Annotated in this window: 14 protein-coding genes and 1 tRNA gene; 7 read left to right on the top strand and 8 right to left on the bottom strand. The window is 58.7% G+C overall.

Annotated elements, in window-relative coordinates; all coding sequences use genetic code 11:
• Position 1 precedes the first annotated feature (1 nt).
• Both LKE65_RS06425 and LKE65_RS06420 read left to right on the top strand, forming a co-directional pair.
• A complete protein-coding gene (locus LKE65_RS06425) occupies positions 2–631 on the top strand; it encodes a hypothetical protein (protein WP_086646580.1) in 630 nt (209 codons plus the stop codon).
• A 191-nt stretch (positions 632–822) separates the two neighbouring features.
• Complete coding sequence (locus LKE65_RS06420; protein WP_165925242.1) at positions 823–999, top strand: hypothetical protein; 177 nt, start codon at positions 823–825, stop codon at positions 997–999.
• Positions 1,000–1,069: 70 nt separating this feature from the next.
• Here the strand turns inward: LKE65_RS06420 and LKE65_RS06415 are convergent, their stop codons facing one another.
• Complete coding sequence (locus LKE65_RS06415) at positions 1,070–1,372, bottom strand: YggT family protein (RefSeq protein WP_233129137.1); 303 nt, start codon at positions 1,370–1,372, stop codon at positions 1,070–1,072.
• Positions 1,373–1,492: 120 nt separating this feature from the next.
• Here LKE65_RS06415 and LKE65_RS06410 point away from each other — a divergent pair.
• Positions 1,493–1,568: transfer RNA gene (locus LKE65_RS06410), tRNA-Ala, on the top strand.
• A gap of 127 nt (positions 1,569–1,695) precedes the next feature.
• Here the strand turns inward: LKE65_RS06410 and LKE65_RS06405 are convergent.
• Positions 1,696–2,085, bottom strand: a complete 390-nt coding sequence (locus LKE65_RS06405; RefSeq protein WP_086646579.1) for a hypothetical protein — start codon at positions 2,083–2,085, stop codon at positions 1,696–1,698.
• 345 nt (positions 2,086–2,430) lie between these two features.
• On the opposite strand from LKE65_RS06405, the gene LKE65_RS06400 reads away from it, so the two are divergent.
• From LKE65_RS06400 to LKE65_RS06385, 4 genes are read left to right on the top strand one after another with little or no spacing between them, the layout of a single operon-like run.
• On the top strand, positions 2,431–3,441 hold the full coding sequence (locus LKE65_RS06400; protein ID WP_278741784.1) for an IS481 family transposase: 1,011 nt from the start codon (positions 2,431–2,433) through the stop codon (positions 3,439–3,441).
• Complete coding sequence (locus LKE65_RS06395; protein WP_086646578.1) at positions 3,435–3,896, top strand: (2Fe-2S)-binding protein; 462 nt, start codon at positions 3,435–3,437, stop codon at positions 3,894–3,896. Before LKE65_RS06400 ends, LKE65_RS06395 begins: the two co-directional genes overlap by 7 nt.
• Positions 3,893–6,103 (top strand): xanthine dehydrogenase family protein molybdopterin-binding subunit, encoded by a 2,211-nt coding sequence (locus LKE65_RS06390; RefSeq protein WP_278740768.1) that lies wholly within the window; start codon positions 3,893–3,895, stop codon positions 6,101–6,103. Before LKE65_RS06395 ends, LKE65_RS06390 begins: the two co-directional genes overlap by 4 nt.
• Complete coding sequence (locus LKE65_RS06385) at positions 6,103–7,413, top strand: c-type cytochrome (RefSeq protein WP_408744035.1); 1,311 nt, start codon at positions 6,103–6,105, stop codon at positions 7,411–7,413. The genes LKE65_RS06390 and LKE65_RS06385 overlap by 1 nt, the downstream gene beginning before the upstream one ends.
• 126 nt (positions 7,414–7,539) lie before the next feature.
• Here the strand turns inward: LKE65_RS06385 and aldA are convergent, their stop codons facing one another.
• The 6 genes from aldA to LKE65_RS06355 form a co-directional block, all read right to left on the bottom strand.
• Positions 7,540–8,985 carry an aldehyde dehydrogenase gene (gene aldA / locus LKE65_RS06380; protein ID WP_278740767.1) on the bottom strand — a complete coding sequence of 482 codons (1,446 nt, stop codon included), beginning with the start codon at positions 8,983–8,985 and terminating at the stop codon, positions 7,540–7,542.
• 99 nt (positions 8,986–9,084) lie between these two features.
• The gene (locus tag LKE65_RS06375; protein WP_278740766.1) at positions 9,085–9,948 is read right to left on the bottom strand and encodes a LysR family transcriptional regulator; all 864 of its coding nucleotides are present in this window, start codon (positions 9,946–9,948) and stop codon (positions 9,085–9,087) included.
• A gap of 13 nt (positions 9,949–9,961) precedes the next feature.
• Positions 9,962–10,798, bottom strand: a complete 837-nt coding sequence (locus LKE65_RS06370) for an aldo/keto reductase (protein WP_086646574.1) — start codon at positions 10,796–10,798, stop codon at positions 9,962–9,964.
• 167 nt (positions 10,799–10,965) lie between these two features.
• Entirely contained in the window at positions 10,966–11,580 is a 615-nt protein-coding gene (locus LKE65_RS06365) for a methylamine utilization protein MauD (RefSeq protein WP_278740765.1), read from the bottom strand.
• Between the two features lie 30 nt (positions 11,581–11,610).
• Positions 11,611–12,972: an outer membrane beta-barrel protein gene (locus LKE65_RS06360; protein WP_086646573.1), complete on the bottom strand. Its 1,362-nt coding sequence runs from the start codon at positions 12,970–12,972 to the stop codon at positions 11,611–11,613.
• Between the two features lie 195 nt (positions 12,973–13,167).
• Positions 13,168–13,659, bottom strand: coding sequence for a c-type cytochrome (locus tag LKE65_RS06355; RefSeq protein WP_244896439.1), 492 nt, complete (start codon positions 13,657–13,659; stop codon positions 13,168–13,170).
• Position 13,660: the final 1 nt, after the last annotated feature.

Genomic DNA, 13,660 nt, shown 5'->3' with positions numbered 1-13,660 from the left:
CATGCCTGCCCGCCTTACTCCGCGCCGTTTTACCCGGCCCCTGCACCTTGTACCCCGCCTGACCCTGGCTACACTGCTTGCCCTGAGCGGGTGCGGTTATTACTCCTCCCGCATTGCGCATAAAGGGCAACTGGCCGTACTGGGCATGACTAACGAGGACCTGCAAGCCTGCGTAGGCGTACCCGACAGAACACAGATCATTAACGAGCACGTGCGGATCTACCAGTACACCCGGGGCACCAACATACCGGCAACCAACGATTCGACGCTGATTCCCCTGCAAACACTGGTTAACCTGACCCAGACAACCCTTGGCGGGGCAGGCTCCACCTGTGTAGCCTCCATCCGGCTGGTGGATGGCAGGGTAACAGACATGCATTATAGCGGTGACAACGACCAGATGATTGGCAGCGACGGGGTATGCGCCACCGTTATAAAAGGGTGCCTGAACACCCCCGTACCCTCCGCCCATAAAGTATCGGGCACCATTTTTGGCCCGGTTTCCGCCTTCCATGCGCCTGATATTAGCGGTTTTTCCCAGTCCCCGCACAATGCGGCTCCGGCTGCACCACAGGAGCAGGCAGCCCCTGCATCCGGGCCAACACCGCCTGCACCACCAGCCCGCCCCTAGCGCCCCCGCAGGCGGGACACTGCCCGAAAATGCCGCAACGCCATGCAGCAGATAGCAGTTGACCGCCAAAACCAAAGGAGTAGTGTGACGCTGTCAGATTTGTGAATGAATCCGGCAGGTTCTGCACAGTAGGCATTCCGCGCCAGAACACCAGCAGCTCCTGCCTTACAGGCTACAAAAGGGTTTTTGGAATGGGCATTTATCTGTGCGTAACACTTCTGGGTCTTGACCTGATCGCATACCTGCTCGGCGGCAACACCGCAGTGCTGGGCGTTGCGGTTGTGGCGTTCCTGGTGCCGGTTGTCATTATGAGCAGCTACACGCTGACCCACATTGAAAAAGACGGCACCCCCGACGCTCATCACTGAGCCTTAGCGGACAACCCGTTAAAAAAACCGCCAGCCTGCACGGCCTGGCGGTTTTTTTGTATCCAACGGCCTAGTGCATGATCAATGCGCTAAACACATCGGCCAGCAGCGGCTGAATGACGTACTGAATACCCAGCAGCACGACCATGGGGCTAAAATCGACCCCACCCGGCGTTGGCAGCACCCGCCGGACAGGGGCCAGCACAGGCTCGGTCAACCGTTCCAGGAACATGCCAATCTTCCAGACAAGCTGGTTGCGGCTATCCAGTATGCCAAACGCATACAGATTGACAAAAATACAGGATATAAGGAGAATCCAGCAATAAATCTCCAGTATCCGCGTCAGCACCATGAAGAGCGAAAACACAAACACGATATAAAACCAGCTCCTTACGCTTCAAGCCCGGCAGGGCCACCTTGCAGTTATACGCCCTACAATACAACTTGACAGAAAAATCGTAAGCCCTGTAAACCACTGCCTGACAGATCAGGCGGGGCTGTAGCTCAGATGGGAGAGCGCCTCGTTCGCAATGAGGAGGTCAGGGGTTCGATTCCCCTCAGCTCCACCAACCGCCTGACTCTGCTGTTGTTTTCCTTAAAAAATATCGGCTTTTTGTAAACCACCAGCCCTTGTGTTTACACACGCTGGCGGTTCTGTGCCTCCATGCCTTGCAGGCACACGCCCCATTGCCGCATTCAGCCCGCTGTAATGGCTCCCGGCTCCATCAGATGGTCTACACCAAGTGTGCGTACACCTGTGGTTTTTGCCGTGCCCAGCAGAGCGCTTCTCAGGCTTTCCACCGCATCTCGCACAAGCTGCACAATTGCCTCGCGGTCCTGATAACCGCCAAGCTCCAGTGCGTTTTGATAAAGGCTCCAAACCGTGGACCAGATAATGCCCGGCGTCAGGTAGAGCGACCATTCATTATCCGCAGGCAGAGCGTTTTTGATCTCCTGCAAAATCTGCGTAATTTCCTTCAGATCGAACGAAATCGCTGTTTCCTCACAGGCCTTGTTCTCAACACCTGCGGCCAGACGTGCCAGCTTCCACAAAAGTGCATCCGGGGTGCCGGGGGTGGTGTTCATGGGGAATCGCCTCTCATGCTGTGTGCCTGCATATGATGAACGCAGGCGCGGGCTGTAGCAACGCCGGCGCCATCACGGCAGCGTTTACCCTCCTTGCACGGCCATTCCTTACTGGCATCAAATCTGCGCAAAGGTAGAAATGTATCCATTTATATACAGATGATTTTTCAAAAAACCCGGCACATTCTTCATCCTTCCCATTTCGGAAACAAACCAATTCCATTACATTGCAAGGCCCAGACCCACCCCAAGGTGTCAGGTTGTGAGACGTCATTGGGATGATGTAGCGTGGGCGATACCGCGTTATGCTTCGTTGTTTTCTTCCGTTTGCAGGGAGACCGAATGATGCTTCAGATCCACCCACAGGCACGCACGACACCGGCTGTCCGGGCTGAGATAGCTCGTTCGTCAGAACCGACATCCGTGCTCGCCAGACGCTACGGGATCAGCGATGAAACAGTCCGCAAGTGGCGCAGGCGTGGTTCGGACGCCTGTCAGGACCGCAGCAGCCGTCCCTGGAGGCTGGCCTGGAAAGCCTCGGAGGAGGAGCGCGCCATTGTCTGTCAGATTCGGCGTTCTACCGGTTTTGGTCTGGATGATCTGACCTTTGTCTTACGGCATTTCCTGCCGCATCTGAACCGGGACAATATCTGGCGGATACTGAAAGACGCCGGATTGAACAGGCTGCCTCCTGTTCTAAAGGCCGGACCAGTTCGGGGACAGGGAAAGTTCCGCGATTACGATCCCGGTTATGTCCATATCGATGTGAAACATCTGCCAAAATTACAGACAGCAGATGGGGACAGGCGGAAACGTTTTCTGTATGTCGCCATCGATCGCTGTTCCCGTTCAGTGCACCTGGCTGTTTATGACGCGGAAAATGCGGATAATTCCGTTGATTTCCTCAATGCCGTCAAATCGGCCTTTCCTTTCCGGATCACCCATATCCTGACCGATCGTGGCTCCTGCTTTACAGCGGACGCCTTCGAAAAAGCCTGTCATGACATGGGAATCGACCGACGCCGGACCAAGGCTTACTCCCCTCAGACCAATGGAATGGTGGAACGCTTCAATGGCCGTGTCGCTACAGAAGTACTGCAGGTCTGTGTCTCAAACCATGAAGATCTGGAAATTCTGCTCAGAGGCTTCTGTTTCGCCTACAATCATCGCCCGCAGCGTGTTCTGGGCGGCATCGCTCCCGCCCAATGCATCATCTCATGGCTTGAAAAACATCCCGCGTCACGTAATCAAGACTATATCAAACCGGCTGGTCGTGACATCATGAAACAGGTCGACGAAATCCTTGATTACGCCAATGACGTCTCACAACCTGACACCAAGGAGCCACCATGCTGAGCCTGAACATAAACGGACAATCCCACCAGGTGGATGTCGATCCAGACACCCCCCTTCTGTGGGTTCTGCGCGATGTTCTGGGCATGAACGCCACCAAATTCGGCTGTGGCATAGCCCAGTGCGGTGCCTGTACCGTGCATATGGATGGCCGGGCCGTGCGGGCGTGCAACCTGCCGGTAGGGCTGATTGGTGAGCAGCGTATCAGCACGCTGGAAGGGCTGAACCCCACAGACCCCGTAACCAAAGCCGTGCAGGACGCATGGGTGGCACTGGATGTGGTGCAGTGCGGTTACTGCCAGCCGGGGCAGATCATGGCAGCTATTGCGCTCCTGCGTGCCGTCCCTCACCCCACGGATGAACAGATAGACAGCGCCATGTCGGCCAATCTGTGCCGTTGCGGCACGTATGTACGTATTCGCGCAGCCCTCCACCACGCGGCGGGAGCACTGGCATGACCACACAAACACCACGCCCCGCACTGGCCAGCCGCAGGCAGATGCTGGGGGCCGGGGGCGCCCTTCTGCTGGCCACGTTCTGGCCCACGCCACGCCGGGGCCGGGCACAGGGCGCGTCCGTGCCCGCAGGCACGGCCCCCGAGCAAGGGCTGCTGGTGGAAAACGCACAGGGAGCCTTTGCCCCCAACGCCTATATCCGCATTGCAACGGACAACCGCATCACCCTTATTCTGCCCAATGTGGAAATGGGACAGGGCATTTACACATCCTCCGTCATGCTGATTGCCGAAGAACTGGGCATAGACATGGCGCAGGTGGAAATTGAAGCCGCTCCCCCCGGCGGCGGGGCCGAAATTACGGGTGGCTCCACCTCGGTCATGACCGAGTGGCTCCCGCTCCGGCAGGCCGGGGCCGCAGCGCGCAGCATGCTGGTACAGGCCGCCGCCACACGCTGGCAGGTGCCGGTGGCGGAGTGCACAACCCGCTCGGCCACAATTATCCACGTGCCTACCGGGCGCTCCCTGCCTTTTGGTGCGGTTGCCGCTCAGGCAGCCACGCTGCCCGTGCCACAAAAACCCACACTCAAAGACCCTGCCACTTACACCCTGCTGGGCAAGCCCCAGCACCGCATAGATAGTGCGGTCAAGGTGCAGGGCCGTGCCATTTTTGGCATGGACGTACAGGTGCCGGGGCAAAAAATCGGCACCGTAGCTGCCTGCCCGGTGGTCGGTGGCACGCTGGCAGGCATGAACAAGGCCGCAGCCCTTGCCATACGGGGCGTGCAGGCCGTGCTGGTCAACACGGCCAATAACACCGTGTGCGTTGTAGCCGACCATTACTGGGCCGCCCGCAAGGGCCTGCGCGCGCTCAAGCCCCAATGGCACGATGGCCCTAACGCCCATGTGACGACCCAGACCATCTATGACCAGCTGCATGATGGCCTGAATGGCCCCGCCATTGTGGCCAACACAAAGGGCGATGCCCCAGCCGTTATTGCCCACGCGGCGGCCACACATACCGCCACCTACCAGCAGCCCCTGCTGGCCCATGCCACCATGGAACCCATAAACTGCACCGCCCATGTACGCCCCGATGGATGCGACATATGGACCGGCACACAAATTGCCGACCGCGCGCGAGACACGGCGGTAGAACTGACCGGTCTTCCAAAAGACAAGGTTAATGTGCACTGCCAGTATATTGGCGGGGGTTTTGGCCGCAGGCTGGAACATGAATACGTTACCCAGTGCGTGGAGTTTGCACGGCAGGTGCCCCACCCGCTCAAGATCATCTGGAGCCGCGAGGAGGACCTGACGCACGACCGCTACCGCCCTGCCTACGTGGACCAGATGACCGCCGCACTGGACAGCAAGGGCTTTATAACCGCGCTGACCCACCGCATTGTCGGCCCCGCCGTGGTTGCCCGCTGGGACCCGCCGGAACTGACCAAGGACGGGTATGACGAAGATCTTTCCGTCGCGACCGTTATTACGCCTTACACCTACCCCGCCTACCGGCTGGAGTTTGCCCGGCGTGAAGCCCCCGGCGTTGTTACCGCATGGTGGCGCGGCGTAGGCGGCACACGCGGCCTGTTTGTGGTGGAAGGTTTTATTGACGAGCTGGCCCACCGCGCAGGCGCGGACCCCGTAGCCTACCGGCGCGCCATGCTGGCCCAGAACCCCCGTGCTCTGGCCGTTCTGGACAAGGCCGCACAGGCCGCGGGCTGGAACACCCCCCTGCCACCGGGCCGCGCACGCGGTGTGGCCGTGCAGTTTGCCTTTGGCTCCTACATGGCCAGCATTGCAGAGGTGGAAATGCCCGAACCCGATAACGTGATTATCCACCGCGTAACCGCAGTGGTGGATTGCGGGCGGGTGCTCAACCCCGATCAGGTCATCTCGCAGATCGAAGGGGGGCTGATCTTTGGCTTTAGTGCGGCCCTTTATAACGAAATCACGCTCGAAGGGGGCCGTGTGCAGCAAAGCAACTTCAATACATGGCGCGTCATGCGCATGAACGAAGCGCCTTGCAAAATTGATGTCCTGCTCATGCCCAGCACGGAAGACCCCGGCGGCATTGGCGAGGTTGGCACCGCAGCCGCAGCCCCCGTTCTGGCCAACGCCATGGCAGCGGCACAGGGGCGGCGCTACCGCACGCTGCCACTCCTTTCCCCCCGCAATGGGGCAGACCACAAGGAGCAGGGCTGATGCGTAACCCCATGTCCTTCCCCTTTATTTCCACCTGTGTGCAGGGCACACGGGTAAAGTTCTCCCGGGTGGGTGGTGCCCTGTCTGGCATGGTCCTTGGTGGGGCTGCCCTGCTGGCCACCACAGCACATGCCCATGCAGCGGCCTCTGCCCCCAATGTGGAAAACGGGCGCTACCTGACCCGCGCGGCGGACTGCGAGGTATGCCACACAGCCGAAGGCGGAACACCCTACGCAGGCGGGCGGGCCTTCAGCCTGCCGGGAGTGGGGGTTATGTACGCCCCCAACATTACGCCGGACAAAACCGCAGGTATTGGCGCATGGACCGACCAGCAGTTTGTGGATGCCGTGCGCAAAGGTATCTCCCCCCACTGGAAGCACCTTTACCCCGCCATGCCCTACCCCGCCTATGCCCGCATGAGCGATGCAGAGGTGCGGGACATACGCGCCTATCTGGCAACCCTGCCGCCATCTGCACAGAAAACACCTGAAAATTCGGTCAAATTCCCGTTCTCCATCCGTAGCCTGATGGTTTTTTGGAACATGCTCAACGGCCCGGCCGCAAGCTATGCCAATGACCCGACCAAACCAGCAGACTGGAACCGTGGCCGCTACCTTGTGGAAGGGCCGGGCCATTGCGCAGACTGCCACTCCCCCCGCACACGAACCTTCGGGCTTGATGCCAGCCGCGCACTGGGCGGCAATGTGGTCAATGGCTGGCGTGCATATAACCTGACACCGGACAAACAGAGCGGACTTGGCGCGTGGAGTGATGAAGCTCTTGCCCAGTACCTTTCCACCGGCCATGCTGATGGCCATGGCACAGCAGCAGGGGACATGGCCGATGTTATTGGCCATAGCCTGCGCTACCTGAGCGCATCCGACATCCATGCCATGGTTGTGTATTTGCGCAGCATTGCCCCCCTGCACACGGCGGAAGATACGGTGGAAGCCAGAACCCCCACAGCGGGTGATGCCAGCTTGCCCCAGAACACGCGCGGGGCACGCCTGTATGCGTCTGCCTGTGCAGGGTGCCACATGCCCGATGGCACGGGCCGCCAATCCAGCTTTGGCACCATTACGGGAGCGCGCTCACTCGGGGCGGATAACGGGCGCAACCTTGTGCAACTGCTGGTGCAGGGGAGCGGCATGCAAACCACAACGGGTGTGCAGATTATGCCGCATTTTGCCGGTGGCGGGCTGAGCGAGCGGGATCTGGCCGACATTGCCAGCTTTGTCATGACCCATTTTACCACAGCCACCCCGCACAACATGGAACAGGCAGTGCATGACGCCAGACAGGCTGACTAAACGGCTCCCGACATAAAACAGCCCTAATAGAACAGGGCTTATACAAAACAGACAAAAAGGCTGCGGAGCCAGAACGCTCCGCAGCCTTTTGTTTTAACCCCCAAGCCCCGTGCTTACGGGTGGCGTTCAGGCGTTCAGGTAGATGGTTTTGGTCTGCACATAAGCTTCCAGCCCATGCTGCCCGTCTTCCCCACCAAGGCCACTGTTCTTGTAGCCGTGGTGGAAGCCCTGCGGTTCTTCCCCCGCGCCACGGTTGACGTATATTTCGCCAAACTCCAGTTCACGCGTCATGCGCAGCACCCGACCCAGATCCTTGGTAAACAGATAAGCCGACAGGCCGTACTGGCTATCATTTGCCAGTGCGAGGGCTTCATCAAAATCCCGCACCTTGAGCAGGGACAGTACTGGGCCAAACACCTCGTTTTGCACAATATCCATACCATGCCGCACATTGGTCAGCAGGGTGGGTGCATAATAAGTGCCGTGGTCATAGGCTGGCCCGCTCAGGCGGTGGCCACCCAGCTCCAGCGTGGCACCCTGTGCAATGGCTTTTTGCACCATGGCATCCACTTTTTCCAGCTCCGCCAGACTGACCTTTGGCCCCATATCGGTATCATCCTGCATGGGGTCGCCCACTTTCAGCTTTTCCACGCGTGCACGCAGGCTTTTTGCAAACTGGTCATACACGGCCTCGTGCACGTAGGTCCGCTCGTTGGCGGTGCAGACCTGCCCGCCGTTAAAGAAGCGCGCGCTCACCGCAGCATCTACCGCTGCGTCTATGTCCGCATCTTCCATAACAATAAACGGAGCTTTACCCCCCAGTTCCAGCCGGACTTCCTTCAGATGTTCGGCAGCGGCCGCCATGATCTTTTTGCCCGCAGGGGTGGAGCCGGTCATGGTAATCAGCGGCACATCCTTGTGGGCCACCAGTGGCACACCCACATCCGGGCCATCCCCTGTTACAATGTTCAGCACACCGGCAGGCAGCCCAGCTTCCTGCGCCAGAGAGGCCAACGCCAGAGCCGAGAGCGGGCTTAGCTCATGCGGTTTAACAACAATGGTATTCCCCGCAGCCAGTGCCGGGCCGATTTTGCGCGCACACAGGGCCAGCGGAAAGTTCCATGCGGCAATCCCCCCCACAGCACCGTGGGGCACGCGGTCGATCAGGATTTTTTCTCCCTCACGTTCACCGGGAATAATCTCGCCTTGCAGGCGGCGGGTATTTTCAGCCGCAAAACGCAAAAGCCCTGCGGCAAAATCCACCTCCACCCGTGCTTCTGCAATGGGTTTTCCCATTTCGGAGGTAATGGTGGTGGCGAGTTTTTCCTTGTCACGCACCAGCAGGTTCATCAGGGCGTACAGGTAATCGGCCCGGGCGGAGGCTGTTTTGGCACTCCACGGACCAAAAGCCTTGCGCGCGGCTGCCACGGCCTTGTCCACATCCGCAGTATTACCTTTGGCTGCGGCTGCCAGCGCCACGCCATTGGCCGGGTTTTTAATGGTTACGTAATGGCCGGAGCTAGGCTGAACCCACTGACCGTTGATGAACTGTTCATGTTTTTTCAAAGACATTTCCAATAGTCTCCTTACCGTCTGGGTATGATTATTGGGCATGGCGCACCACTTTAAAAGTGATGATATGTGAGCCAAAGGCTCATAAAAAATGAACACCTATTCCGCTGGGGTGCCCAGATAGTCCACAAACCGCATAAGCAGCGGAGTTACGCCATCACGTCGCCATACGCTGTACACCGGGGCTTCTGGCAGGTCTGGCGGGGTCATGGCATGCAGCCCCTGCGCGTGGGCTGCGGGCAACATCACATCGGGGCAGCAGCACACCCCAAGCCCTGCGCGTACACAGGCAAAAATAACGTGGTAGGATTCAATGGTCTGCACACGCCTTGGTACAACACCGTTCTTTTGCATCCATGCCTCGAACACACTGCGGTAAAAACAGTCCGAGTTGAACAGAAGAACATCCGTGTTCGCCCAGTCTATCTCACCGGGTGATGCAATCTGTGCAGGCGCCACAAGGCGCAGGCATTCCGTAAAAACCAGCCGGCTTTCCAGCAGAGGGTGCTGGATTGGGCCATCGGTCAGGGCCAGATCCACTGCGCGTTCCATCAGCATCTGTTCCAGCGTGTAGCTCGCGCGCTTGAGCACGGTCAGCTCCACATCCGGGAATGTCTGCATGAAAGATGGCAGGCACTGGGGCAGAAAATGCTGTAACGCTACATCCAGCGCCCCAAGCCGGAGCACACCACGCGGCACATCGGGTTTAAAAAAATGTTCAAGGGCTGAGGCTTTTTGCACAACCTCACGCGCCTGCGCGTAAAATGCCCGGCCAGATGGTGTTTCAACCAGCCGCCCTTTTTCACGCAGGAACAGGGGCTGGCCAACACTCTGCTCCAGCTCCCGCAGCCGGGCCGTTACGTTGGAAGCAACACAGTTCAGGCGGCGGGAGGCAGCCACAACCGAGCCTGCCTCCATAACCGCGCAGAAAAACCTGAGCTGTGCGAGTTTGAGGCTATCCATGCCCCAGCCGCCCTTAAAACTCCTCGTACGTTGCGGGGTCCTGCCCAAAGGAGCGCCCATCGGGGCGGGCCAGAGTGGCAATGTCCTTCATGTCCTGTTCCGTCAGTTCAAAATCGAACACGGACATGTTCTCCACCTGCCGCTCACGGTGCGATGCCTTGGGGATCGGCACGGAACCAACCTGCACATGCCAGCGCAGCACAATCTGTGCCGGGGTTTTACCAAGCCGTTTGGCAATGCCTGCTATCAGCTCATCAGACAGGATTTTGCCACCCCGGCCAATAGGGCTCCAGCCTTCGGTCACAATACCGTGCTTCTGGTGGTAGGCCCGCATATCGTCCTGCGGGAAGTAGGGCGAAAGCTCGATCTGGTTGATGGTGGGTAGCACACCTGTTTCGGCATGCAGCTTGTCCAGATGTTCGGCCAGAAAGTTGCATACGGCAATAGAGCGCACATAACCGCGCTTTTGTGCCTCGATCAGCGCCTGCCATGCCTCCACATACAAACCCTGCTTGGGGTTGGGCCAGTGAATGAAATACAGGTCGTAATAATCCAGACCGGCACGGTAGAGGGATTCCTCAATGCAGGTCAGGGCTTCATCATATTTCTGGTGGCGGCCGGGCAGTTTGGACGCAATGCTCAGTTCCTCGCGCGCACGCCCGCTTTTACGCACGGCCTCGCCCACGGCCCCTTCGTTTTCGTAATTAAACGCGCTGTCCAGCGCACGGTAGCCAACATCAAGCGCACTGAGCATGCCCTGCACGCCTGCTGCACCGTTTAATTTGTATGTACCAAAAGCTATAAGTGGAAAGCTCCGGCCATCGTTCAGGGTTAGTTCAGGAATGCTCACGCCTGCGTTCTCCTTGAGTATGGATGGACCCCGCACAGTCCCCCGCACGGATTAACCTCAACGCTTCTGTGTGCATGAAGGTTCCGCCATTCACAAGGCAGGAACAGGCAGGCCGGGTACGCATGGTAAGCTGGCACACGACAAAAGGCCGTGTGCCAGCCCCCCCCCTACGCGCTGGTGCGGGCTGCTTTACGGTTATGGGCGATATAGGCCTGCACCGTGCCAAACCCGCTCTCCCACGCATTGAGCAGGCTTTCCAGATGTTCACGGTTGTTCACCAGCCCGCGTGCGATCAGCACCCCCTGCTGGTCAAGCAGGAAGGCAGCTGGCAGCTTGTCCACTTCCAACGCACGGCCCAGAGCGGGGTCGTTTATAAACAGGGCCGATGGTGTGGCGGTCTGCTGTGCAAAAAGGGTTTGTGCGGCTGGGTTATCATCCCCCGCCAGAACCAGTTCCAGCTGCTCCTTGGCGCAAAAGCTGCGTGCAATGGGTATGACCTTGCGCGAGATCGGGCAGGTAGCCGACACAAACAGCAGCAGGCGGGGCATGGCCCCACCGGCCAGCCCCATGGCCTGCCCATCCAGCGTTGCAAAGGTGCCTGTGGGGGCCATGTCCCCCGGCTGGGGGCCGCGTGTGTTTGTCAGGGCACCTACGGGCGCGATTTCCTGAAAAAGCCTGCGCAGCCTGAGCACCATGCGGTACGCCACAAAAAATGCGGCACACAGCAGCAGGCTCAACATGGCATTTGCAAGAACAAGAGCCTGCAGGCCTGCCTGTGTCATACCGGCTCCTTCCCGACCTGTACCGGCGTATTAGTAAGACCAGATGGCATCGCAGCTGAACCAGAACATGTTGTTGGTGCCGTTATTGGCAAAATTGACATTCGGATCATCCGTGGGGGAAACACGGTTGAACGGACGGGTGCCATTGAGCGACTTGTCCAGCCGCACTTCGGGGCGGAGAGAAAAGCTGCCGCGTGGCAGTTTGAGGAACTCCGGCCGGTAGGTCACGCCCACGGTCAGTTCCCCATACGTGGTGCCCGGTGCCTGATCGTAGGGGTAGCTCCGCCCGCGCAATTCGTTCACGTAGGACATGGTGGAGGTGTTGGCACCTACAACCTGCCCGTTATTGTCACGGAAGATTTCACCACGTGCATTAAAGGTCAGCGAGGGGGAGAAATCATGCGCAAAATAGGTGGTCACGCCGTACACGTCATCCTGCAAATAGTCGTCATGGTAATAGGTACCATTGAGCGTGATGGACGTGGTGTCGTTCAGTTTGTACGTAGCCAGAATATCGCCAACATATTCCATTTTCTGGTTGGCTACATTGCCAATGGCATACACGCTCTGCTGCGGACCAAGGTAGGCAATGGCCGCCACATCCAGATTGCCGTCAGCAAGGCCTGTAAGCTGCACGCCAAAATAGCCTTTGGGCCGCTTGTTGTTTTTGGCACCGCCAAACGTGGTGGAGTTACCCGCATTAACCCCCAGAACCCATGCAACCGTGTCGGTCATATGCCATGTGGCCAGCACGCCCACGGTTTCAAATGGTACAATGTAATCGGATGAATAGTTATAGGAATAAAAGGGGCGTTCCAGTGCGTCCGTGCCCTCAAAACCCTGAATACCGTATTGCTGGCCAATCTGCAGATCTATGCCGCCCTTGCTCAGCCAGGGGAGATGCGCATCAATATGGGCCTGTGTTGGCGCCCACTGGTACATGCCTGTCAGGTTGCCATCGCCCATGCCAATGGTGGGGTTAAAGCGGGCGTCCGAACCGTACAGCACTTCGAACACAAACCCGATGCCATAGCCCCCGCCAATGTCGGTCGTGGGGTGGGAGAGTGTACCCGTAATCTGGTTCAGTGTAGCCGTGTTGGCGCGGTCCACGTAGGACTGTGCCCAGTTCCGGCCTGTGTGGGTCCACGGGTTGCCGTTTACGCCGGCTTCGACCACAAGGTGGCCTTCCAGATCATCAAACCATGTATGGTTCTTGGAGGTTTTAAGATTAACCTCTTCCTTGTCCGCCTGTGCTTTTTCCGCAGGGGTTTCTTCCAGCACCAGAGGGCGGGCGGAATCACCGGGAATTATTTTTTCCTGCGCCATGGCGGGCAGCGCCGCCAGTTGCATGGTCAGCCACATCCCAACGGGCAAAGGGCGGCGAAGAAACATACTTTTTTTGCTCCACAGATCAGAACCAAATTATTCAGTAAAACCCGCCGGGCGGGTGAGTATGACAGTTTGCACCGGATACAGGCTGGATAAGGCGTGACCAAAAGTCACTTTAAGTTTTCATGTCACCCGCCAGACCTGCCCCAAGCTGGGCGTGCTCCTTGTTGCCGCACCGCCACAAGGAGCACACCGCACTCACCCTTTGCCGGGTGTATGCGCGCAGGCCGCAAGCGAGCGTTCGAGCACATGCGCACGCAGGCTCATGAAGTCCGGCCCCGAGAGCGGGTGCGCACGCCATGTGTGCACTTCCGCTGCCGTATAAGGCTTGAAGTTGGGCGGCGTGCTGGTCCCACCCAGTGTGATCAGCACAAAGTTCATGACATCCGCCAGAGTCTGGTCATCGCGGATCAGGGACATGGACACACCTGGCACACGCACCAGATAAGACCGCCCCTCCTCCGTGCAGGCAAAGCTGCCTACCGTGTTGCGCAGCATGGGCACAAAGGTCGGGCCGGATATGCCCTCAATCCCGTGGCACCCACCACAATGCGAAACATAAACAGACTGCGTATGGCTCAGGGTTGTCGCACCCGGCACGGCATCTGGCACCGCATGGGCACGCGCGGTGCCGACCATAATGGCCAGCACCGCAACGCAGGCAGGCAGAACACAACGCAACAACGCCATG

The organism is Acetobacter fabarum (assembly GCF_022483405.1).
Lineage (GTDB): Bacteria > Pseudomonadota > Alphaproteobacteria > Acetobacterales > Acetobacteraceae > Acetobacter > Acetobacter fabarum.
The sequence above is the reverse complement of the archived record's forward strand: the minus strand, read 5'-3'. Positions and strand labels throughout refer to the sequence as shown.

Bases quoted from the DNA above. Each gene is read 5' to 3' on its own strand.
- LKE65_RS06425 (WP_086646580.1), top strand. From the start codon at position 2: ATGCCTGCCCGCCTTACTCCGCGCCGTTTTACCCGGCCCCTGCACCTT.
- LKE65_RS06420 (WP_165925242.1), top strand. From the start codon at position 823: ATGGGCATTTATCTGTGCGTAACACTTCTGGGTCTTGACCTGATCGCA.
- LKE65_RS06405 (WP_086646579.1), bottom strand. From the start codon at position 2,085: ATGAACACCACCCCCGGCACCCCGGATGCACTTTTGTGGAAGCTGGCA.
- LKE65_RS06400 (WP_278741784.1), top strand. From the start codon at position 2,431: ATGCTTCAGATCCACCCACAGGCACGCACGACACCGGCTGTCCGGGCT.
- LKE65_RS06395 (WP_086646578.1), top strand. From the start codon at position 3,435: ATGCTGAGCCTGAACATAAACGGACAATCCCACCAGGTGGATGTCGAT.
- LKE65_RS06390 (WP_278740768.1), top strand. From the start codon at position 3,893: ATGACCACACAAACACCACGCCCCGCACTGGCCAGCCGCAGGCAGATG.
- LKE65_RS06385 (WP_408744035.1), top strand. From the start codon at position 6,103: ATGCGTAACCCCATGTCCTTCCCCTTTATTTCCACCTGTGTGCAGGGC.
- aldA (WP_278740767.1), bottom strand. From the start codon at position 8,985: ATGTCTTTGAAAAAACATGAACAGTTCATCAACGGTCAGTGGGTTCAG.
- LKE65_RS06375 (WP_278740766.1), bottom strand. From the start codon at position 9,948: ATGGATAGCCTCAAACTCGCACAGCTCAGGTTTTTCTGCGCGGTTATG.
- LKE65_RS06365 (WP_278740765.1), bottom strand. From the start codon at position 11,580: ATGACACAGGCAGGCCTGCAGGCTCTTGTTCTTGCAAATGCCATGTTG.
- LKE65_RS06360 (WP_086646573.1), bottom strand. From the start codon at position 12,972: ATGTTTCTTCGCCGCCCTTTGCCCGTTGGGATGTGGCTGACCATGCAA.
- LKE65_RS06355 (WP_244896439.1), bottom strand. From the start codon at position 13,659: ATGGCGTTGTTGCGTTGTGTTCTGCCTGCCTGCGTTGCGGTGCTGGCC.